This is a genomic window from Thermovibrio ammonificans HB-1 (assembly GCF_000185805.1).
In the GTDB taxonomy this organism is placed as follows: domain Bacteria; phylum Aquificota; class Aquificia; order Desulfurobacteriales; family Desulfurobacteriaceae; genus Thermovibrio; species Thermovibrio ammonificans.
The window spans coordinates 949,207-970,691 of sequence record NC_014926.1 but is presented as its reverse complement, the minus strand read 5'-3'; the positions used below and the strand labels follow the sequence as shown (position 1 = coordinate 970,691).

19 protein-coding genes are annotated in these 21,485 nt (G+C 53.5%); 5 read left to right on the top strand and 14 right to left on the bottom strand.

Annotated elements, in window-relative coordinates; genetic code table 11:
• Positions 1 to 21 precede the first annotated feature (21 nt).
• Genes THEAM_RS05020 through THEAM_RS05010 form a run of 3 tightly spaced genes read right to left on the bottom strand, consistent with a single transcriptional unit; the run spans position 22 to position 3,600 of the window.
• Entirely contained in the window at positions 22 to 474 is a 453-nt protein-coding gene (locus THEAM_RS05020) for a 4Fe-4S dicluster domain-containing protein (RefSeq protein WP_013537752.1), read from the bottom strand.
• A 9-nt stretch (positions 475 to 483) separates the two neighbouring features.
• Complete coding sequence (locus THEAM_RS05015; protein ID WP_013537751.1) at positions 484 to 2,001, bottom strand: glutamate synthase-related protein; 1,518 nt, start codon at positions 1,999 to 2,001, stop codon at positions 484 to 486.
• Between the two features lie 51 nt (positions 2,002 to 2,052).
• Entirely contained in the window at positions 2,053 to 3,600 is a 1,548-nt protein-coding gene (locus THEAM_RS05010; protein WP_041439447.1) for a chloride channel protein, read from the bottom strand.
• A gap of 221 nt (positions 3,601 to 3,821) precedes the next feature.
• On the opposite strand from THEAM_RS05010, the gene THEAM_RS09655 reads away from it, so the two are divergent.
• The 5 genes from THEAM_RS09655 to THEAM_RS04990 all read left to right on the top strand — a co-directional run bounded on the left by THEAM_RS09655 (position 3,822) and on the right by THEAM_RS04990 (position 9,744).
• Positions 3,822 to 3,980, top strand: coding sequence for a hypothetical protein (locus THEAM_RS09655; RefSeq protein WP_013537749.1), 159 nt, complete (start codon positions 3,822 to 3,824; stop codon positions 3,978 to 3,980).
• Positions 3,973 to 6,627: a plasma-membrane proton-efflux P-type ATPase gene (locus tag THEAM_RS05005; RefSeq protein ID WP_013537748.1), complete on the top strand. Its 2,655-nt coding sequence runs from the start codon at positions 3,973 to 3,975 to the stop codon at positions 6,625 to 6,627. Before THEAM_RS09655 ends, THEAM_RS05005 begins: the two co-directional genes overlap by 8 nt.
• 88 nt (positions 6,628 to 6,715) lie before the next feature.
• On the top strand, positions 6,716 to 8,098 hold the full coding sequence (dnaX, locus tag THEAM_RS05000) for a DNA polymerase III subunit gamma/tau (protein WP_013537747.1): 1,383 nt from the start codon (positions 6,716 to 6,718) through the stop codon (positions 8,096 to 8,098).
• A complete protein-coding gene (locus THEAM_RS04995; RefSeq protein ID WP_013537746.1) occupies positions 8,079 to 8,657 on the top strand; it encodes a response regulator in 579 nt (192 codons plus the stop codon). The genes dnaX and THEAM_RS04995 overlap by 20 nt, the downstream gene beginning before the upstream one ends.
• Complete coding sequence (locus THEAM_RS04990; RefSeq protein ID WP_013537745.1) at positions 8,638 to 9,744, top strand: aminotransferase class I/II-fold pyridoxal phosphate-dependent enzyme; 1,107 nt, start codon at positions 8,638 to 8,640, stop codon at positions 9,742 to 9,744. Before THEAM_RS04995 ends, THEAM_RS04990 begins: the two co-directional genes overlap by 20 nt.
• Here THEAM_RS04990 and THEAM_RS04985 read toward each other — a convergent pair.
• The 11 genes from THEAM_RS04985 to THEAM_RS04935 are packed head-to-tail and all read right to left on the bottom strand — an operon-like array spanning position 9,734 to position 21,485.
• On the bottom strand, positions 9,734 to 10,948 hold the full coding sequence (locus THEAM_RS04985) for a type II secretion system F family protein (protein WP_013537744.1): 1,215 nt from the start codon (positions 10,946 to 10,948) through the stop codon (positions 9,734 to 9,736). The two genes, THEAM_RS04990 and THEAM_RS04985, sit on opposite strands and share 11 nt — an antisense overlap.
• Positions 10,949 to 10,950: 2 nt before the next feature.
• Positions 10,951 to 12,033: a type IV pilus twitching motility protein PilT gene (locus THEAM_RS04980; RefSeq protein ID WP_013537743.1), complete on the bottom strand. Its 1,083-nt coding sequence runs from the start codon at positions 12,031 to 12,033 to the stop codon at positions 10,951 to 10,953.
• Between the two features lie 12 nt (positions 12,034 to 12,045).
• Positions 12,046 to 12,810 (bottom strand): undecaprenyl-diphosphate phosphatase, encoded by a 765-nt coding sequence (locus THEAM_RS04975; RefSeq protein ID WP_013537742.1) that lies wholly within the window; start codon positions 12,808 to 12,810, stop codon positions 12,046 to 12,048.
• The gene (gene thiL / locus THEAM_RS04970; protein ID WP_013537741.1) at positions 12,811 to 13,761 is read right to left on the bottom strand and encodes a thiamine-phosphate kinase; all 951 of its coding nucleotides are present in this window, start codon (positions 13,759 to 13,761) and stop codon (positions 12,811 to 12,813) included.
• A complete protein-coding gene (locus THEAM_RS04965) occupies positions 13,758 to 14,111 on the bottom strand; it encodes a hypothetical protein (protein WP_013537740.1) in 354 nt (117 codons plus the stop codon). The genes thiL and THEAM_RS04965 overlap by 4 nt, the downstream gene beginning before the upstream one ends.
• On the bottom strand, positions 14,108 to 15,778 hold the full coding sequence (locus THEAM_RS04960; RefSeq protein ID WP_041439445.1) for a clostripain-related cysteine peptidase: 1,671 nt from the start codon (positions 15,776 to 15,778) through the stop codon (positions 14,108 to 14,110). Before THEAM_RS04960 ends, THEAM_RS04965 begins: the two co-directional genes overlap by 4 nt.
• An 11-nt stretch (positions 15,779 to 15,789) precedes the next feature.
• Positions 15,790 to 17,496, bottom strand: coding sequence for an adenosylcobalamin-dependent ribonucleoside-diphosphate reductase (locus THEAM_RS04955; RefSeq protein WP_013537738.1), 1,707 nt, complete (start codon positions 17,494 to 17,496; stop codon positions 15,790 to 15,792).
• A 5-nt stretch (positions 17,497 to 17,501) separates the two neighbouring features.
• On the bottom strand, positions 17,502 to 18,422 hold the full coding sequence (gene fabD, locus THEAM_RS04950; RefSeq protein ID WP_013537737.1) for an ACP S-malonyltransferase: 921 nt from the start codon (positions 18,420 to 18,422) through the stop codon (positions 17,502 to 17,504).
• Between the two features lie 44 nt (positions 18,423 to 18,466).
• The gene (locus tag THEAM_RS04945) at positions 18,467 to 19,318 is read right to left on the bottom strand and encodes an ROK family protein (protein WP_013537736.1); all 852 of its coding nucleotides are present in this window, start codon (positions 19,316 to 19,318) and stop codon (positions 18,467 to 18,469) included.
• Positions 19,315 to 20,889, bottom strand: coding sequence for a glycoside hydrolase family 57 protein (locus THEAM_RS04940; protein WP_013537735.1), 1,575 nt, complete (start codon positions 20,887 to 20,889; stop codon positions 19,315 to 19,317). Before THEAM_RS04940 ends, THEAM_RS04945 begins: the two co-directional genes overlap by 4 nt.
• A complete protein-coding gene (locus tag THEAM_RS04935) occupies positions 20,886 to 21,485 on the bottom strand; it encodes a Rho termination factor N-terminal domain-containing protein (RefSeq protein ID WP_013537734.1) in 600 nt (199 codons plus the stop codon). Before THEAM_RS04935 ends, THEAM_RS04940 begins: the two co-directional genes overlap by 4 nt.

Here is a 21,485-nt window from a genome sequence, read left to right as displayed (position 1 = left end):
CACCCCTCGGTTTATGAGGATTTATCTTTCGTAGTCGTAAACGAGAGCCCTGTTCGGGCAAGCCTCTACACATGCCGGGAAGCCCCTCTCCTGGCACAGGTCGCACTTGAAGGAGTGGCGCTTCTCCTCCTTTATCATCGGGTGTGCCGCCCCGAACGGGCACACCAGCACGCAGTTCCAGCACCCTACGCACCTTTCCTCGTCCAGGTAAACTTTGCCGTCTTCGCCTACCTGAATGGCTCCGGATATGCAGGAGTCGAAGCAGAACGGGTGCTTACAGTGGCGGCACATCAAAGAGAGTGAAACCGCCCCCTTTACCTCAACGGTTGCCCTCGGGAGCAGGCCTTCAAGCTTGTATGCCTTAACGGGGTCTTTGCTCTCGCTGTGAACCATAGTGCAGGCCACTTCACAGTACCTGCAGGAGATGCAGTTCTCCTCTATCGGGTATACCTTCATAAGCTTTCTCTTTGCCATGGCACTCTCCTACATTCCTGCTGGTAGAACGCCCAGTATTTTGTTCTCCTGCTCCGTAAGGCCCCAGCTCCTGAGCCTGAGCCTGTTCCCCTTTATAGACTCAATGGCGTTTATTCCCATAGCGCCCAGGAGCTCTTTAATGTCGTGTGCCCAAGCCCTGAGCAGGTTGTAGAGGTTCTCGGCTACTATATCGGGGTTGAGCCTCTTTGCAAGCTTGGGGTCGTTCGTTGTTATTCCCCAGGCACACCTTCCGGTGTGGCACTGCTGACACTGGGTACAGCCTGCAGCAATTTTCGCAACCGTTCCTATGTAAACGGCGTCGGCTCCCAGGGCTATTGCCTTTAAAACGTCTACGGCGCTTCTGAAACCACCTGCGGCTATCAGCGAAACCTCGTTCCTCAGCCCCTCTTTCCTGAGCCTGTCGTCTACTGCGGCTATTGCAAGCTCTATGGGAATTCCAACGTGGTCCCTGAGAGACTTGGGCGTTGCACCTGTTCCTCCCCTTACGCCGTCTATGGCTATTGCGTCGGCTCCCGCGTGGGCTATTCCGCAGGCTATTGCGGCTACGTTGTGGACCGCTGCTATCTTTACGAACACGGGCTTCTCGTAGTTTGTTGCCTCTTTAAGGGCGTATATGAGCTGCCTCAGGTCCTCTATAGAGTAGATGTCGTGGTGGGGAGCCGGTGAAATAGCGTCTGAGCCTACGGGAATCATCCGCGTTTCGGCTATTCCCTCGTTTACCTTCTCTCCGGGCAGGTGTCCTCCGATTCCCGGCTTTGCTCCCTGGCCGATTTTTATCTCTATGGCTGCAGAGTTCTCAAGGTACTCAAGGTCTACTCCGAAACGGCCGGAGGCTACCTGAACTATGGTGCAGTCTTTAAACTCCTTCAGCGACTTGTGGAGGCCGCCCTCCCCCGTGTTCCAGAGGGTTCCGAACTCCTTGGCGGCCCTTGCCATTGCCTTCTGCAGGTTTAGGTTAATCGAACCGTAGGACATCGCCGAGAAGAGGACCGGTATCTCCAGCTCGAGCTGCTTACCTATTTTCGTTTTTATACTTACGCCGTCTTCGTCGAACTGGAGCCTGTCGGTTTTCCTCCCTATGAAGGTTTTAAGCTCCATAGGCTCCCTTAGAGGGTCTATGGGAGGGTTCGTAACCTGACAGGCGTCGAGCAACAGGTGGTCGAAGTAGTTCCTTATCGGCTTGTCGTTGCCGGTAGAGGTGAGGATTACCGCTCCCGTGAGCATCTGTGTGTGGATATCCCTTATGGCCTCGGGTGTCCAGTTTGCGTCGGGGTGGAAGGTGGACGGGTTGGGAACGACTTTTATTGCGTCTGTGGGGCAGAAGGCTTCGCACCTTTTACAGTTAACGCAGTTTTCGTGGTGGTTCATTATTCTGTTGAGGTCTTCGTCGTAGTAGGTGGCGTTGAAGGAGCACTGGTCTACGCAGGATTTGCACCTTACACACTTTTCGTCGTCTCTCAGAACCATAAACGGGTAGAAGGCAACTTGAGGCTTCTTAAAGAGCATGGTTCACCCCCAAGAGTGGTAGAACTATTTTAACAGGAAATCAAACTTCTCTTATTGTTGAGTTTTGAGGAACAGCTCCTTTACGAGGCTGTCAACGTCGAGCATCCCTATGTAGGTGCCCCCTTTATCCACAACCGGAACCCTATTGACCTCGAGGAGAGCAACGGTTTTAAGGATTTCCTCCACTGGGGTCTGTAGAGTTACGGCAAAGGGTTCAGGCGTCATTATGTCTTTCACCCGTACTTCGTGGCCGTCGTAGAGGTAGGCCAGGCGAAGGTCCCTTATGGAGACTATCCCGGTGAGTCTGTTTTCGTGGGGGTTGTTCACCACCGGCAGGTACCGCTCCTTCTCCTTCAGGAAGCGCTCCCTGATGTGCTCTACGTGGGTGTTTTCGTAAACGGGCTTTACGTTTACGATGTGGCGGGGAAGCTCAACCTCAACCTTCCTTTCGATGAGTTTTTCTATATCTATCCCTTTAATGAACAGGCTCCTTTTGAAAAACTGAATCTCCCTTACGGCGTTTAACAGGTAGTTTGTAAGCGCCGCCGTAAAGAGAATGGGGACTATGAGCTGGTAACTGTGGGTCAGCTCTATAATCACCAGGGCCGAGCGGAAAGGAGCTCCGGAGATGCCTGCAAGGACTGCGGCACTCCCCACGAGCCCGAAAACCCGCGGGTCGAACCCGAGACTCCCGCCTATAAAGTATCCCCCGAAGGCCCCTATGAAGATTGAAGGGGCCATGAAGCCGCCGAATATCCCGCTTCCAAACGATATGAGAACTGCCGCCAGCTTTGCAAGGGCAACCTCTCCTGCCTCGGCCACCGAGTAGCGCTCCATGAAGAGCTCCGTTATTGAGTGGTAACCTACTCCGGCGGCCTCCGGGTAGAAGAAGAGTATCGTTCCCACCGTTAGCCCCGCAACGAAGACCCACCTTGACCACACGTGCCTGAGGGCAAACCGGATTCTCTGAAGGTTTTTGAGGAAGAGGGTTGTGATAACGGTAACCGCCGCCGCAAAGAGGGCAAGGAGCGGGAAGAAGGGCACCTCTTTTTCCGTGTAAACGAGGTGGGGAACGAAAAAGGCCGGGAAGTTCCCTATGTACTCCCTGGCAATGAGGGTTGCCGTTCCGCTTGAAACAACCAGCGGAATAAGGATGTAGTTGTTTATCCTGCCCAGGATAATCTCTATGCCGAACAGAACAGCTGCCACCGGTGCGTTAAAAGTGGCGGCTATGGCCGAGCTTACTCCGCACGTTAGGTATATGGGAGCGTTTACCCTGTTGATTTTGAATGCCTTAACGAAGAGTTCCGAGAGAACGCCACCCAGCTTGGCAATCGGCCCTTCCCTTCCCACGGGGGCTCCAAACCCTATGTTCATTGAAGTTAGGGTTAGAACGAGCAGCCCCTTTTTCGGGTTGAACCCGCCCCGCTCTATAGAGATTTTCTTGGCGATTTCGTCTACCGTTACGTTTTCTGGGGATACAAGGAGCTTCTTCGCTATCCAGTGGCTCCCTAAGTATATGAAGGGAAGTAGTAGGGGGTAGTGTATAGGGTTCCCTCCGGAGATTGCAAAGAAGAGCCCCTTGCTCCAGTCTATCATCCTCCTGAAGAGGACGGCCGAAAATCCCCCGAGAATCCCTACTGTTATCGGTATTAGAAAGAAGTGGTTAAGTTGGTGCAGAGCTCTTTTTATCAAAGTTCAAAAATTATACCACTCTTGTGGGTAGCGGTAGTTAAGAAATTTCTTCTATAGAAGATTTGTATAAGAGAGCTTGTGTGTATTAATATAGAAAGTAGAAAACAAGAATTCGGAGGTGAGCGATGGGGCACAACTACCTCTCTCCCGACGACGCCCTTTTTAAACTCTTTTACTACTTCGGTTACCTGGTGTTGTTCCTCATAGCGGTGTCTGTCGTTGTTGTAACCGCCGACTGGCTGAAGGAGAAGAAGAGGGAAGAGGGGGAGGAGAGCGATGGCTAAGATAGACGAGTTTAAAGAGAAATCTATAGAAGAGACCGTTAAAGAGCTCGGCACCTCCCTTGAAAGGGGCCTCTCTGAGGAGGAGGCACGCAGAAGGCTTCAAAAGTACGGCTACAACGAAATACCGGAAAAAGAAGAGCCTTTATGGCACAGGATTTTCAGGCGGTTCTGGGGTCCAATCCCCTGGATGATTGAAATTGCGGCCCTCCTTTCGGCCTTGGTTAAGCACTGGGAGGACTTTGCAATAATCCTGACCCTCCTGTTTGTAAACGCCGGCGTTGACTTCTGGCAGGAGCACAAAGCCCTGTCGGCTTTGAAGGTTTTAAAGGAGAAACTTGCCCGTAAGGCCCTCGTTCTTCGGGACGGTAAGTGGAAGGAGGTTGACGCAAGGTTCCTCGTTCCCGGAGATGTTATCAAGATAAAAATCGGGGATATTATTCCGGCCGATGTGAAGCTCGACCACGGCGGCGACTACATCCTTGTAGACCAGTCTGCCCTAACGGGAGAGTCGCTCCCGGTAACAAAAAAGCCTGGTGACGTTGCCTATGCAAACTCGGTTGTTAAAAAGGGAGAGATTATCGCCGTTGTAGTGGCAACGGGTCTCGACACTTACTTCGGCAAAACCGTTCAACTGGTTGCCAAAGCGGAAAAAGAGCAGCGCAGCCACTTCCAAGAGATGGTTATTAAAGTGGGCAACTTCCTCATCGCCCTTACCCTTGTTCTCATTGCCATCACGATTTTTGTTGAGCTTAACAGGGGTAAGCCGTTTATTGAGCTTCTCCAGTTCTCCCTCGTTCTGACTGTGGCGGCGATTCCGGTTGCGCTGCCGGCGGTTCTTACCGTTACGATGGCCATAGGGGCCCTTTACCTTGCCAAACGTCAGGTTATAGTCAGCCGGCTTGCGGCCATAGAGGAGCTTGCCGGCGTTGACGTTTTATGTTCAGATAAAACGGGCACCCTTACCATGAACAAGATGACGGTTTCAGACCCCTACACGGTAGGTAATTACAAGCCGGAAGACCTGATGTTTTACGCCGCCCTTGCCTCTAAGGAGGAAAACAACGACCCCATAGAGATTCCTATATTTGAGTGGCTCAAGAAACACAACCTTTACGAGAAGGTAAAGGAGTGCGTTCAGAAGAAGTTTGTTCCCTTTGACCCCGTTAGGAAGAGGACCGAGGCCCTCGTTGAGTGTAAGGGCAAGAAGCTGGTTGTAACAAAGGGTGCTCCTCAGGTGATAATAGAGCTCTGCGACAAAAGTGAGTTCGACGTTGAAAAGGCCTATAAGAAAGTTGAGGAGCTTGCCGAAAACGGTTTCAGGACTTTGGGAGTTGCCTATAAAGCTCCCCAGGAGGAGAAGTTCCACTTTGTAGGCCTCATACCCCTTTACGACCCGCCCCGCCCCGACTCCAAGGAGGCCGTTCAGGAGGCCAAGCGGTTCGGCGTTGAAGTGAAGATGGTAACCGGCGACAACATAGCGATTGCCCGCTATATTGCCCGGATTCTCGGGATAGGCGACAAGATAATAAGCGCAAGGGAACTCCGCGGCGAGCAGGAGCCCAAGGAGTACATAGTTTTAGCCGAGATAATAGCCAAGGCCTTAATGAAGACCCTCCACAACCTTTCCGATAAGGAGATTGAGGAGAAGACCAAACAGATAGTAGAGCTGGTTAAGAAGGAGCTTCAAAACGCTCCCCTACCCAAGGGCATTGTCCGTAAGCACGAGTCCGAAATTATCAAAATAATAGAAGAGGCCAACGGCTTTGCCGAAGTGTTCCCCGAGGATAAGTACTTCATAGTAGATAAACTCCAAAAGGCCGGCCACATTGTAGGAATGACCGGCGACGGCGTAAACGACGCCCCTGCCCTCCGTAAAGCCGACTGCGGTATAGCCGTTGCAAACGCAACTGATGCGGCAAGGGCTGCCGCCGCCCTCGTTCTGCTCAAACCCGGTTTAAAGGTCATAATCAAGGCCTTTGAGATTGCCCGTCAGATATTCGGCCGTATGGAGGCCTACACCATTTATAGAATTGCCGAAACCATAAGGGTTCTCTTCTTCATGACCCTCTCTATACTCATCTTCCAGTTCTACCCCATAACCACGGTGATGATTATCCTCCTTGCCCTGCTTAACGACATTCCGATTCTCTCCATCGCCTACGACCGCGTGAAGATAGCCGAAAAGCCGGTAAGGTGGGACTTCTACGAGCTCAACGTGATGTCCTTCTGGCTGGGGGTTGCCGGAGTTCTCTCCTCCTTCACCATCTACTTCCTCCTTGAGCGCTACTGGCACCTGCCCCAAGACCTCATTCAGTCCATAATCTTTACAAAGCTCATAGTTGCCGGCCACTTCACCATATTCAACACTAGAGTTAAAGACTGGTTCTTCAAAAAACCCTGGCCCTCGGCGGTTCTCTTTATAGCCACCCAGGGAACGAGCTTCCTCGGCACCGTGATAGGTGTTTACGGCTTCCACCTGATGACCCCGATAGGCTGGAAGTGGGGTATTTTCATCTGGGGTTACGCCTTTGCCTGGTTCCTCTTCAACGATGCAGTTAAAATGGCCGTCCTCAAGATGTACCGTGAGAGAAAGTTTATGTTTGCCCCGGGCCACTTCAAACTGATAAAGAAAATCTTTTCTGCTTAAACCCTCCGGCGGGGCTCCTGCCCCGCCATCCCTTGACCTTTACCGCCGATGTAGGATAATTGACAGAAAAATTCTCCCGTGGAGAGTAATGGCGTACCTTGCAATCCCCCGAAAGTACAGGCCTCAGCGGTTCGACCAGGTAGTAGGCCAGGACTTTATAACCAAAACCCTGAAGAACGCCATAAAGAGCGGCCGTTTTGCCCACGCCTACATATTTGCCGGCCCGAGGGGCGTAGGTAAAACCACGACTGCGAGGATTGTTGCCAAAGCCCTTAACTGTGAAAACCCCACAGACGGAGAGCCCTGTAACAGCTGCCCCCAGTGCCTTGAGATTTCTAAGGGAGCTCACCCCGACGTTATAGAGGTAGATGCCGCAACCAACAGGGGGATAGACCAGATAAGGGAGCTTCGCGAGTCGGTCCACTACGCTCCGGCTCGGGGGAAGCGCAAGGTTTACATAATAGACGAGTTCCACATGCTCACTAAGGAGGCCTTTAACGCCCTTCTGAAAACCCTTGAAGAGCCTCCCGAGCACGCCGTTTTCATACTTGCAACTACCGAAATAGACAAAATACCCCCTACAATACTCTCAAGGTGTCAGAAGTTCCTGTTCAGAAAAGTCCCCCGGGAGCTCATAGTTGAAACGCTGGAGAGAATTTGCCGCTCCGAAGGTGTTGAGTTCGATAGAGAAGCTCTTGAACTTATAGCAGTTGCCTCTGAAGGGTGTATAAGGGATGCGGAGAGCCTGCTCGACCAGGCCATAGCCTTGGGCGGCGGCAGGGTAGACTCCAAAGTGGTTTCGGAGTTCCTCGGAGTTCTTACTGGAAGGGAGCTTCGAAACCTCTTACAAACGGCTTTCAAGGGAGACAAAGCGGAGCTTCGCACCCAGGTTAAAAGGCTTGAGGAGCTCGGCTACAACCCCCTTTTCGTGGTTAAACAGCTCCTCTCCTGGCTGGAGGAGGAGCTCTTCAGAACGACCACCTTCTCCGAAGAGGAGGTTAACGCCGCCTTCCAGCTCCTTTCAGAGTGCTACCGGTCGCTCCAGAACCACCCTCAACCCTATACTGCTCTGCTCTTTTACCTCTTCAGGCTCTCCTACTTCAAAGACGTAAAGAGGCTTTCGGAGCTGCTTTCCGGCGGCATCAGCTTAACGGTGCCGGCTCAGAGCCCAGAAAAAAAAACGGCTCATGACCCCTTAAACTCCCTTATTCACTCCGTTAAAGACTTGGGAAACCTTGTAGAGGTAACGGCAAAGAGCGAAATTGCCTACAGAATGCTGAACGAGCAGCTTGCGCTTTTAAGGGAGCGTTTCAAGAAGGAGGTTAAACTCCTTCCCCCTTCAAAAAGAGAGCGCTCGAAACGGGAGCTTTCCCCTGAGAGCAACGATAAAATTGACCTGATGGTGAGGCTTTTAAACGCCAAGGTTATATCTGTAAGGCCCAAGGAGAGAGATGAGAATTCTGATAGTTGACGACGAAAGGGGCATAAGGGAAGCCCTTAAGGAGATGCTCGAAGACGAAGGCTTTGAAGTTTTCACCCTTGAGAGCGGGAGCGGGGTTGTCGATAAGGTCAAAGAGCTTCACCCCCGCGTTCTAATACTCGACCTCTTCCTCCCCGGAACCTCCGGGATGGAGGTTCTTAAAGAGCTCAACCGGGAGGGGCTCACCGGCCAGGTGGCCGTGATTATCCTCTCGGGCCACGGCACGGTAGAGTCTGCCGTAAAGGCCATGAAGTTGGGAGCCTTCGACTTCCTCGAGAAACCCTTCGACTTCGGCGCCCTCCTTGAGGCGATAAAGAGGGCCGCAAGCGCTAAAGCTCCTGCCCACAACGGCCCCCTCCTTGAACACTACACCTCTCTCCCCCTGAGGCAGGCCAGGGAGGCCTTTGAGAAACAGTACATCCTTGAGGTTCTCAGGAAGTTCAACTGGGACCTTAAAAAGAGCGCCCAGTTTATGGAGATAGACATCTCCAACCTCTACAGGAAGATGAACAAGTACGGCATAGAGAAAGGTGAAGTGGCTGAAGAGTGAGCTCGAAAGGATAAAGGAGCAGAACCTCTACAGGCGGCTGTTTCACTTTGAGTCTCCTCCCGGAAAGGTTTTAGAGCTTGAGGGCAGGAAGTTCATCAACTTCGCCTCAAACGACTACCTGGGGCTTGCCTCTGCCGCCTCTTTAGAGTGTTTGAGGCGTTGGGGGGCCGGCAGCGGAGCCTCCAGGCTGGTATCGGGCTCTTTTACCGTTCACAGGGAGCTTGAAAAAGAGCTTGCCCGCCTGAAGAAGACCGAAGACGCCCTGCTCTTTTCCACCGGTTACATGGCAAACGTAGGGGTGATTTCTGCCCTTGCCGGCAAAGGCGACCTGATTCTTTCAGACTCTTTAAACCACGCCTCCATAATAGACGGCTGCAGGCTCAGCAGGGCCGACATTCTTGTTTACAACCACTGTGACCTTGAGCACCTTGAGTCCCTTCTTAAGGAGAACAGGGGGCGTTACCGCCGCTGCTTTTTGGTTACCGACTCGGTTTTCAGTATGGACGGAGACCTTGCCCCCTTAGACGGCCTCTTTAGGCTTAAAAGGCTCTACGGCGCCGTTCTGATTATAGACGACGCCCACGCAACCGGCGTTGTGGGGTGGTCTTCCCTGGAGCTCTTTGGCCTTACGCCCGACGACACAACCGTTTTGGTGGGAACCCTGGGAAAGGCCCTCGGAACTTTCGGGGCCTTTGTGGCGGGAAGCTCCCTCCTTAGGGAGTACCTGATAAACAGGTGCAGGAGCTTCATCTACACAACCGCCCTTCCCCCCTTTGTGGCCTGCCAAACCCTGGAGAACCTGAAGCTCGTTCCCGAGAGGATGGCCCTCCTCCGCCGGAGGCTGAGCTTCTTCCGCAACTTAACCGGCATAAACTCCCCTTCTGCCGTTTTCCCCTACCTCTGTTCCTCCCCTGAGAGGGCCCTTGCCCTTTCGGAGTTCCTCAGAGAGAGGGGCTTTTGGGTTCCGGCAATCAGGCCTCCAACGGTTAAACAGAGCAGGCTGAGGATTTCGGTAACGGCAGAGCATACGGAAGAGGAGCTCCGCCTGCTGTGGAGCTCCATAAGGGAGTTTGAGCTTACTTTATGAGGCTTGCGATGTTGAATATCGGCAGGTAGAGGGCAACGATTATCACACCGATAATCGAGCCGATGAAAACTATCATCAGCGGCTCGATTAAAGAGGTGAGGCCGTCTACGGTTCTGTCAACCTCCTCCTCGTAGAAGTCGGCAACCTTTGAGAGCATCTCGTCGAGGTTGCCGGCCTGCTCGCCTATCGCCACCATATTTACCAGCATCGGCGGGAATATTGAGTGTTTTGCGAGGGCTTGGGAGAGGCTAACGCCCTTTTCAACCTGGCTCCTTACATCTTCAATCGCCTTTCTGATAACCTCGTTGTTTGCCGTTTCTGCCGATATGCTTAAGGCGTTGAGTATGTTGATACCGCTTGCTATCATCGAGGCCAGGGTCCTGGCAAAGCTCGCTATGCTGCTCTTAAGGACGAGCTCCCCGAAAATCGGCAGTTTTAAAAGGAGGAGGTCTGTAAGGTAGCGGAACTTCTCGAGCCTCCGGAGCTGGACAAAGCCGATGATGAAGACCACTATGAACAGGACTATCCAGCCGGCGTAGTCCCTTACCCAGTTGCTCACCTTTATTACCATCTGGGTGAGGGCCGGAAGCTCGCCGCCCATGTCGGCGTAGAGCTGCTCGAAGGTGGGTATTACGAACACCAGTATTCCGGTAACTATGAGCATTGCCACTATAAAGACGAACACCGGGTAGAAGAGGGCGCTTTTGACCTTACCCCTTAACTTCTCTACCTTCTCCAGGTAGTCTGCAAGCCGCTTTAAGGTCTCCTCTAAGGTTCCCGCCTCTTCCGCGGCCCTTACCATGGAGATGTAGAGGTCCCCGAAGATGTCCCTGTAGCGGGAGATTGCGGTTGAGAACTTGCCCCCCTCCTCGATGAAGGAGGCGATTTCCTCAACTATCTGTCTGAGCCTGCGGTTGGGCAGCTGCTCTTTGATTATTCTGAGGGCCTGAACCAGCGGTATCCCGGCGTGAATCATTGCGTGGAGCTGCCGGGTAAAGATGAGCAGGTCTTTAATCGTTACCCTCTCCAGGAAGGAGAGGGAGATGTTCTGGCTCAGGATTGACTTGTCTTCGGAGAGCTTCTCAACTACCACAACTCCCCGGGCAAACAGTATCTCCTTTGCCAGCTCGGGGTTTTCTGCCTCTACAGAACCCCTTCTGCGCCTGTTCAAGACGTCTCTGCCAACGTACTTGTATACCGGCATCTCTACCCTTTCTGATATGCTTTAATGAGGGCTTCCAGCTCTTTGGGGTCGGGCGAGACCCTCTTGGCCTCTTCAAGGTCGATTTTCCCTTCCAGGTAGAGCCTTGCAAGGCTCTGGTTCATTGTCACCATTCCGGTTGCGGCCTGGCCGGTCTGCATCATCGAGTAGATTTGGTGGAGTTTGTTCTCCCTTATGAGGTTTCTTATTGCCGGCGTCGGTATGAACACCTCTACGGCCGCAACCCTGCCCTTGCCGTCCTTCCTCTTTAGGAGTTTTTGGGCTACCGCACCTACAAGAACGAACGAAAGCTGGGTTCTTATCTGGTCCTGTTTCTCTGCGGGGAAGACGTCTACTATACGGTTAATTGTTTCTATCGTTGAGTTTGTGTGGAGCGTGGAGAAGACCAGGTGGCCCGTTTCCGCCGCCGTCAGGGCCGCCTCGATTGTCTCCGGGTCCCTCATCTCTCCCACGAGGATTACGTCGGGGTCTTCACGAAGGGCAGCCCTCAGGGCCCTTGCGAAGCTCTTCGTGTCGGTTCCCAGCTCCCTCTGGGTGATGAGGGATTTGTTGTGCTCGTAGACGAATTCTATCGGGTCTTCTATTGTGATTATGTGGTGGTAGTAGGTGTCGTTTATTATCTTTATCAGCGAGGCCAGAGTTGTAGATTTACCTGAGCCTGTGGGACCTGTAACGAGAACAAGCCCTTTATCTTTGTGGGCGAAGCTCTCCATCACCGGAGGCAGCCCCAGGTTTTTGAAATCCGGAATGCTGAAGGGGATTAACCTGAAGGCAGCTGCAAGGCTCTGCCTCTGGAAGTAGGCGTTTCCCCTGAACCTTGCAACGTCTTTTATCCCGAAGGAGAAGTCCAGCTCCAGCTCCTCTTCCAGCTTTTTCTTCTGTAAATCGGTTAAAACGCTGTAGATGAGCCTTCGGGTATCGGAGGGGGTGAGTGTTCCGTATTCCGTGAGCGGAACCAGGTCTCCCACTATTCTGAGCCTCGGAGGGCTGCCGGGCGCTATGTGGAGGTCGGAAGCTCCCCTGTCTACCACCTCTTTCAGGAGGTTTATCATCGAAAGTTCCGCCATCCCTACTCCCGCTTACAGTAGTATCAGCAGGAATATCAACCCTACTATTATCCTATAAATACCAAAGGGTATGAAGGTGTGACTTTTAATAAAATTAAGAAGCCACTTGACCGCCGCGAAGGCAGAGACCATTGCCACCACAAATCCGACGCCGAGCAGCACAAAGTGCCCGCCGCTTAGGGAGCTTGCGTTCTTCACCAGCTCAAAGCCGGTTGCCGCAAGCATTGTGGGTATGGCAAGAAGGAACGAGAACTCGGTTGCCGCAACCCGGTTCATCCCCAGCAGCAGTCCGCCTATGATTGTGGCTCCTGAGCGGGAGGTTCCCGGAATCATGGCAAGGGACTGAAACAGCCCTATACCTATGGCTTTTGCGTAGCTTATCTCCTCGGGCCTATCTATTTGGTGCTCTCTCTCCTTGTAGAGGAGCTCAACAACTATGAAGATTACGCCCCAAACTATCAGCATAACGCTTACAACCAGCGGGCTGAAGAGCTCCTCTACGTAGTGGTGGAGCAGCAGCCCCAGAATGCCGGTAGGTATGAAGGCGGCTATAAGCTTTTTCCACAGTTCGAGGCTCTTTGAGAGCTTCTCCCTGTATATGAAAACAACGGCCAGAATGGCTCCCAGTTGGATGGCTATCTCGAAGGTTTTTGTGAAGGCGCTCTGTTTTATCCCCAGCAGGTACGAGGCTAAAATCATGTGGCCCGTAGACGATATGGGCAGGAACTCGGTAACTCCCTCTACAACGCCGAGTATTACAGCGTCCAGCAGGTCCATTTAACCCTCCCGGCAGAAGTGGTCGTATCCTTTCGGCTCTATTCTTTTTCCGTCCACAAAAACCCCGCTCCCCTCTCTCACCCTTCCTATTACCTTGAAGCCCGCTTTTTCGAGTTCTTCTGCCAGCTTTTCGGGCGCGGTAACTATGAGCTCGTAGTCTTCCCCCCCGAAAAGGGCGGCTTCAAGGGCCTTCTGGCGGCCCAGCAAGTTTACCAAATCGTCCGACACGGGGATTTTTGAGCTCTCAACTTCAACTGCAACCCGTGAGCTTTCTGCAACGGTGTAGAGGTTAAAGGCCAGGCCGTCGCTCACGTCGGTTCCGCACTTTACGCCGAGCCCTGCCGCCTTTAACCCCTCTCTGAGCCTTACGGGAGGGTTTAAGAACCGTTCAACAAGCCGTCTGTTAACCACTTCCCCTTTGAGGAGCTGAACGAGGCCGCCGTAGCTGTCGCCGAAGCTCCCGGTTACGGCCACAACCTCTCCGGGCTCGGCCCTTGAGCGGAGCAGAGGCTCCCCTTTAACTTCCCCTATGAGCGTTAGGTCGAAAAAGAGGGTGGAGCTCTTTACCGTATCTCCTCCCACTACCGCCACGTTGAGGGTTCGGGCGAGCTCTCCCAGCCCCTTGTAGAGGGCGAGAAGCTCCCCCTCCTCTGTTTCGGGGGTAACTCCCAAGGTAACCGTTGCAAATTTGGGCACCGCACCCGTTGAGGCCAGGTCGCTTACCGACACTGCGAGCAATTTCCGGCCCAACAGCTCAAAAAGCTCGGGGACGAGCTCTCTCCACTCGCTTTTAAAGTGGCTTCCCTCTACTAAGGCGTCTGTGGAAATTGCCGCCTTTGGACCCCGGAGCTTTACTACTGCTGCGTCGTCCCCTATTCCTACAACCGTCTCTCCGTTAACGGGGGTAAGCTCCGATAGCGCTCTTATAAGCTCAAACTCACCGGTTCTCATCTTTTCACTACTAAGTAGCAGGTGCCCTTCTTTTCTTTGACCACGGCGGTAACTTCAACCTTTTTGCCCCTGTCTAACAGGGGGTCGAAGCCACCGGTTCCCCTTAGGTAGATGCAGCCGGTTCCGTCGGATATGCAGCTGTCGGAGCGGGTTATACCGGGGTTTTTACAATCCGGAGGGCAGTCCCACCCTTTGTAGGTTCCAGTTACAACCACCTCTTTTCCTTTCAGTTTGGGGCACTCTTTCAGTATCTCCCCTACGGTTACTCTGAACCGGGCCTCTGAGTTTACCTGAACGGAGCCGCACCCCGTTATGATAAGCAGAGCAAGTGCCGCAGCGGCCTTTCTCATTCTCCCTCCAACTGGTAGTAGGTTTGAAGGAAGTTGTCCCAGAGTGTCTGGGCAAAGGGGTTGTAGTAGTCGGTTTGGCCGTAGCAGTCGCCCGGGGTCTCCATGAAGTAGCAGTAAAGGTTTTCTTCGTCGCTTGCCAGTGTGGGCGGGAAGTAAACGGAGAGGCCGCCGTAGGTTGTTCCGTCGATTGCCGGGATAACTGCCGTGTAGGTTCCGTTTAGGGTGCCGAGGAGTTCCTCGGCCGCCGTTTTAATCTGGTCGGAGCCCGTGAGTTTAAGGGCTTGGGCAAAGGATTTGAGGTCCACGTGGTAAAGGTAGGAGCCGCTGTCGTAAACTTCCGTTGCGTTGGAGCGGGCCGCCGCAAACTGCTCTACCGTTTGGTTCGACAGTAGACCGTAGAGTGTGTCGAGGTTGTCGGCTATCTGCTGGGCCTGCTGGGAGGAGACTGCGGTTAGGGTTAGGGGCCAGTCTGCCGGTGAGTCTTTATAGGTTTGGTAGTAGGCGTCAACTATCGCCTTTGCAAATTCCCAGGGGGTTGCGGCAGGGTTTGAGCTTATCCATCCTGCAACCCGGGTGTAGTCCCAGCCGTTTCCCGGCTCTAAGGCTTCCGAGGCAACGGTTACGTCGGTTAAGTCTTTAAGGTCGTAGGCGACCTCTTCCATTCCCATGAGACACTCGTCGAACCCTACCAGGTTAACGGTTATCCCTTTCGAGCGGAGCTCTTTAAGGGCGTTAACCAGCTCGAACATAAAGAGGTAGTCTCTGCTCGTTGCGTCTTCGGCCGCTATTTTGGAGCTCCTCCAGCCGTCGCCGTGGTTCCAGAGTATCAGGGCCACGTTGGGTGCCGGGAACCGGCCCGTGAACTCTTTTACGAAGCTCTCTAAGGTTTGGGGGTCTCCCATGTCGGGCTCGTAGGTGCTGTTTGTGATGTCGAGCTTCCCGGTGATTTCGTTTGAAACTGCTATCTGCGTGGGAGTGGAGCCTGCGTAGTCTGTCAGGGCTACCACTTTTACCTGGGGGTTGTAGGTAACCGCCTGGAGTTCCTTGAGGTCTTCTCTGGCGTAGCTGCTCAGTGAGTTGTCTCCGTCCATGTAGATGAGAACGAGCCACTTCCTGTAGCTTACCTGCCGGCACGTTCCGTTTGTGCAGGCCTCCACCGTTGCGTTTGAAGGGTCTACGTTAAGGGTGAACTCGCCTTGGGGGTTTTTAACAGAGAGGGTAAAGGGCTCTTTTGACCTAAGGGCTTCCTGGAGCGATGTTACGTTTGCGCTTACGGTTACGTTTTCAAAGTCTAACCTGGACTCCGTTCCGTTAATGTCGCCGGCGGCTCCGTGGATTATCTCTGCCAGCGTTAAACCGAGAGTTGCGTTTCCCATTATCTTGAAGGGGGTAACGGTCTCTCCGCTGTTCTGTAGCTGGTAGTCTCCCAGCTTTACTCCAGGCAGCCAGAACGACATAAGCGGCCTTTGGGTCGGGGACTCAAGGCTGAAGCGGCCGCTGTTGTCGGTTGTGGTGCACGGTCCGGTCCCTTCTATGCATACTTTTACTCCCTTTACATAGCTTGCGCTGAAGGTTCCGCTTACGGTTATCTGACCTGTTGAGCCGCCTCCTCCTCCGCAGCCGAAGGTGAAAAGGAGGGTTAGTGCAAGGGGTGCTTTTTTCACCATGAAGTTACCTCCTATGTGCAGCTGCACTTGAGAAGCTCCGACAGAAGCTCTTGGTCTACTTTAAACTCAACAACCCCCTCTTTTGAGCCCTCCCTGAAAACCGTAACTCCCTTGAGTTTCAGCTTGTAGCCGGTTATGAAAATCTCTTTTATATCCTCAGGAGTTGCGCTTTTGGGTAGGTTTACCGTTTTTGAAACGGCGTTGTCGGTGTGTTTCTGGAAGGCGGCCTGGATTTTAAGGTGCCACTCGGGCGCTATTTCGTGGGCGGTTTTGAATATTCTCTTTATTTTCTCGGGGATTCCCTCTGCCCTTTGGAGCGTTCCGCTCTCTAAAATCTCTTTAAGCTGTTGCAGCGATAGCTCTTTTACCTTTTTCATAAGCAGGGGCTCTATGAAGGGGACTCTCCTGCCTCCCAGCACTCTCTTTACGTAGCCTACGGCAAACAGGGGCTCTATGCTGGGAGTTGTTCCCGCTATCATGCTTATCGTCCCGGTTGGTGCTATGCTCGTTCTCGTGGCGTTTCGTAGGGTTTTTCCCCTGTAAACGCTCTTGTCTATGTTGGGGAAGCTCCCTTTCTGCTTTGCGAGCTCCGCCGACGCCTCAAAGGCCTTCCGGTTTATGAACCCCATAAGCCTCTCTGCCAGCTCTACGGCTTCCTCTGAGTCGTAGGGTATCTCCAGCTCTATGAGGAGCTCTGCCCACCCCATAACTCCCAGGCCTATCTTCCTGTTACCTTTGGCCATTTTCTCTATTTCGGGGTGGGGGTAGCGGTTTACGTCTATTACGCAGTCGAGGAAGCGGACGGCAACCTTTACGAGCCTTTCGAGCTTCTCCCAGTTTATCCGGCCCTTCTCTACGATTTTGGAGAGGTTTATTGAGCCGAGGTTACACTCCTCGTAGGGAAGGAGCGGGACTTCGCCGCACGGGTTTGTGGCCTCTATTCTCCCCAGGGCCGGTGTGGGGTTGTGGCGGTTTATCTCGTCTATGTAGAGGATTCCGGGGTCGCCGGTTTTCCAGGCGCTCTCTGCAATCAGGTCTAGGAGCTCGTCTGCCTTTACCCTGCTCCACACCTTGCCGTCTCTGGGGTTTATGAGCTCGATTTCACCGCCCTTTAAGGCTTTCTGGAAGAAGTCGTCGGTGCAGGCTACGGAGATGTTGAAGTTTTGGAAGCTCTTGCCATCGGTTTTGCAGGTTATAAACTCCTTTACGTCGGGGTGGTTTACAGAGAGGACCCCCATGTTGGCCCCTCTGCGCTTCCCTCCCTGCTTTATGGCGTCGGTTGCGCAGTTGAAAACCTTCATAAAGGATACGGGGCCGGAGGCCTTACCGTTTGTGCTCTTAACAGTATCTCCCTTGGGCCTCAGGCGGGAGAAGGAGAAACCCGTTCCGCCTCCCGTTTTCTGGATTTTTGCCATGAGGGAGACGGAGGCGAAAATCTCCTCTATTGAGTCCTCTACCGGAAGGACAAAACAGGCGGCCAGCTGCCCCAGCGGAGTCCCTGCGTTCATTAGGGTTGGGGAGTTGGGGAGGAACTCAAGGTTTTCCATAACTTTCAGGAACTCCTCCTCCCACCTTGCCGCCTGAGAGGCGGGGCCGTAGAGGAGCTCTGCCTCCGATACGGCCCTTGCCACCCTTTCAAAGAGTTCCTGCGGTGTTTCTCCCGGCCTTAGGTATCTGGCCTTTAGTATTTCGATTGCGGTCTCCGATAGCTTTACCACCCCTTCTACCCGAAGAGTTTTTCTATGTCCTGGGGTTTCTCTACGTTTACCACTTTCAGCTTTCTGTCTATTCTTCTGATGAGCCCTTTAAGGACGTTCTTCGGGCCGATTTCGTAGAAAGTGTCTACTCCCATTTGGGCCATTTTGAGGACGTCTTCTACCCACCTTACGGGAGAGAAGACCTGTCTGTAGAAGGAGTCTTTTATCTCTTCTGGCTCTTTTATTAGCTTAACGTCAACGTTGTTGAGTATGGGGGGGTTGGCTTTGTGGAAGGGAAGCTCTTCCATTAGTTCCTTTAGCCTTTCCGCCGCCGGCTCCATGAGCTTTGAGTGGAACGGCGCCGAAACTGCCAGCCTTACCACCCTTTTTGCGCCGGCCTGTTTAAGCATCTCCTCTGCCTCTTGAAGGGCCTTGATTTCCCCTGATATAACCGTCTGCTCCGGGCTGTTGTAGTTGGCAACCTGCACGAAGCCGCTTTTCACCTTGTTGATAATCTCTTCCACCGCCTCGGCGGGCAGCCCTATTACGGCGGTCATTCCGCCTACGCCGGCCGGAACGGCACTCTGCATAAACTCTCCCCGTTTCCTCACCAAAAGTGCGCCGTTTCCTACCGAGAATACCCCTGCGGCGCCTGCGGCCGAGAACTCTCCCAGTGAGTGGCCGGCAACAACGTCGGGTTTTTTAAAGCCCGCCTTTTCAAGGACCCTTAAAACGGCCATGCTTACCGTGAATATTGCCGGCTGTGCGTTGTAGGTGAGTGTCAGCTCCTCTTCGGGAGCTTCGAAGCAGAGTTTCCTTATGTCCACTTTTGCCCCTTCCGAAGCTTCCTCGAAAACCTCTCTCGCTTCGGGGAAGGCTTCGTAGAGCTCCTTTCCCATTCCGCTGTACTGGGAACCTTGACCGGGAAAGATGAAGGCAATAGCCATACTCCTACCTCCGCCGTTTTAAAGAATTGTAACAGGTGCCCTTTTTAGGGAGCCAGCTCGTAGGCTCCCACTGCCCCGCTGAACTCTCCCAGCTCTGCTCCCACCACCTTCAGGGCTTTGCCGGGAAGTTTGAAGGCCCTTCTCTTAACCTCTTCCTCTACCAGCTTAATCAGCTTCGGGAACTGGACAACCGTTCCGCCGGCCAGGGCCACGGTGTCGGGGTTGAAGGTGTGGACAAGGTTGGTGATGCCAACTCCCAAGTAGAAGGCAAGGGCTTTTATCGCCTTTAAGGCCTTTTCGTCTCCGCTCTTTGCCAGCTCTAAAATTGCGTGCGGAGGCAGGTCTTCCTCGGTGTTTATGTAGTAGAGCCGCTTTAAGCCGTAGGATGAGGCGTAGGCTTCCAGGCACCCTCTCCTGCCGCAGTGGCAGGGCCAGCCGTTTACGCATACGGTTGTGTGGCCGACCTCCATGGCACTGCCCGAAACCCCTATGAGGGGCTCTCCGTTAATTACCGCCCCGCCCCCTAAGCCGGTTCCCAGCGTTAGGCAGAGGAAGAGCCTGCTGCCGCGGCCGCTTCCCCTTTTAAACTCGCCGTAGGCGGCTGCCGTGGCGTCGTTTACCACTCTGACGGCTGTGCCTGTGAGCCTTTTCTCTACTTCCTCTTTCAGGTTTAAACCGTTGAGGAATGGCAGGTTCGGCGACTCTGTAACCTCTCCGGTCTCTCCGTTTACAAGGCCCGCAACGGCTATGCACACCCCTTTTGCCGATAGCTCCTCTGCTCTGCCGGCTATCAGCTCTACCAGTTCCTCTGCGGAGCGGGGGGTTTTTACCTTCTCTCTGTTTTTCCCGTTGTAGAGTTTTATGAAGGTTCCTCCTACGTCTACTCCCAGTTTCAACCCCAGTCCTCCCAGAAGTTGAGCTCCTGGAATATGGAGTTTTTCTCCTCCAGCTTCCTGAGGAAGCTCTCCTGTGGCTTCTGAGAGTCTAACATCTGTTTGAGTTTTGAGAAGTTATAGATGTGTTCCTTGAGCCTCCTCTCTGCGTACTCTTTTGCCGTTTGGGTTGTTATGAGGAAGGGCCAGTCGGAGCTTTGAGCCAGTAGAAGTTCTCTCAACATCTGATTGAGGAGCCGGGTGTTAAGGGGGGTTCTCGGTAGCCCTCTGAGCCGGTTTAGTGTGAGTGCCATGGCGGTTAGGTGGTAGTAAATCCAGCCGTTCCTGCCGTTTACCCATACGTCGAAGTAGCCTTTGTCGCCCCAGGATGAGGTTGCAGGCTGGCTGACGGGGAGCTCTCCGTTTTCGTTCAGGTAGCCGCTGGGCGTTACCGGTCTGATTACCCGGTAGCGGGAGAAGTTTTTAAACAGGTGGTAGAGGAACAGGGGACCTTCGAACCACCAGTGGCCGAAGAGTTCTGCGTCGAACGGAGCCACTATCAGCGGAGGTCTTCCCATAACGTTTTCTAAGTACTCTGCCTGTTTGGCCCTGCAGAAGTGGTAGTGGGCGGCGTGTACTCTCGCCCGCTCTGCCGCCTTTTCCGGTATGTAAACCTCTTTCCGGCCCAGGTCTACGTTCCCGGTTATCCGGTAGTACTTGAAGCCGGTGTAGGTTCTGTGGCCGTCGGGGTTTATGTAGGGTTTTACATATTCCAGAGGAAGGTCGAACCCAATGTCCCGGTAGAAATCCCTGTACCAGGGGTCTCCAGGGTACCCTTCTTTTGAGCTCCAGACCTGTTTGGAGGATTCGGGGTCTCGGCCGAAGCAGTAGCCTCCGGCTGGGGTCTTTACCGCCGAGTAGACTCCGAATTTCGGGAAGGGCCTGCTGTAGAGTAGTCCGTGGGTATCGAGGAAGAAGTAGCGAATCCCGTGTTTAAGCAGCTCCTCCTCGAGCCCCGGATAGTAGCCGCACTCGGGAAGCCATATGCCTTCGGGTCGGCGTCGGAAGTGTTTTAGGTAGTTTTTGACCGCTACTTTTATCTGGGTCCGTACGCTTTCGGGTACGGGCTGTAGGGCCGGCAGCAGGCCGTGGGTTGCTCCGCAGGTGGCTATTTCAACAGCTCCTTTTTCTACGAGTTCCCTGTAGCCGTTTAGAACGTTCCAGTTTAGCCTTTCGAGCTCCTCCTTTACCGATAGGAAGTGCTCTCTGTACATCTTTGCCAGTCTGTTGAACTCGGGCTCTTTTTCCGTTCTCTTTATCTCTTTCTCTGCAAGCTCGAGGGACCTATCGAGGAACTGCCGGAGCTTCCCCTGCAGTGTAGGATCGGCGAGCATCTCACACAGGGGAGGTGTTAGGGATAAGCCCAGTTTTACCTCGGTTTCCTCTTCTTTTAGCTTCCTTACGGTTTTTATCAGGGGAACGTAAACTTCTGCTATCGCCTCAAAGAGCCAGTGCTCCTCCTGGAAGTAGCTGAACTCGGGGTGTTTTACAAAGGGGAGGTGGTGGTGGAGGAAAAGCAGGAAGTAGCCTTTCATCTTCCCTCTCCGTAGGGGCCGCCCCTTTGGAGTTCTGGCTTCTGTTTTGTGATGAGCTCTGTGAGCTCCGCTGCCGCCTCTTCTCCTATAACCACCTCCCTGGCCGGCATTACAACTTCGTTTGAGGTGAGGGCTTCTTCTTCTGTTATCAGAACGGCCTTTACCCTTTTGAAGGGAAGCTCCTCTTCCAGCTCTAAGAAGAGCTCCCTTTGGCCGGGTTCCACTTGAAGCTCTTTAAAGTCCCTTCCCTCTACAATCAGCTTCAGGGTTCCCCTTCTTCCCCCGGCGTTCCAGTAGATAAAAAGGAGCTTCGGGTTAACCGGTATCAGCCCCAGGAAGGAGACCGGGTAGCTTTCGGGCAGGGGCAGTTCCTCTCTTTCCTCTTGGAGTGGGGGCGGTTCGGCCTCCTCGATTCTGCTTGCGGGGGGCGGAGGTGCCACCATCTCCTTGGCGATAAGGAGCTCCCTTTTAACCGCTTCAAGGAGCTGGGCCTTCCGCATCCTACCCCTGCCCCGTATCTTGAGTTTTTTTGCAATCTCGTAAAGCTCCCTCTTTGTGAGTTTTTTAAGCTCCTCTTCTGTTAGGGCTATTTTCAT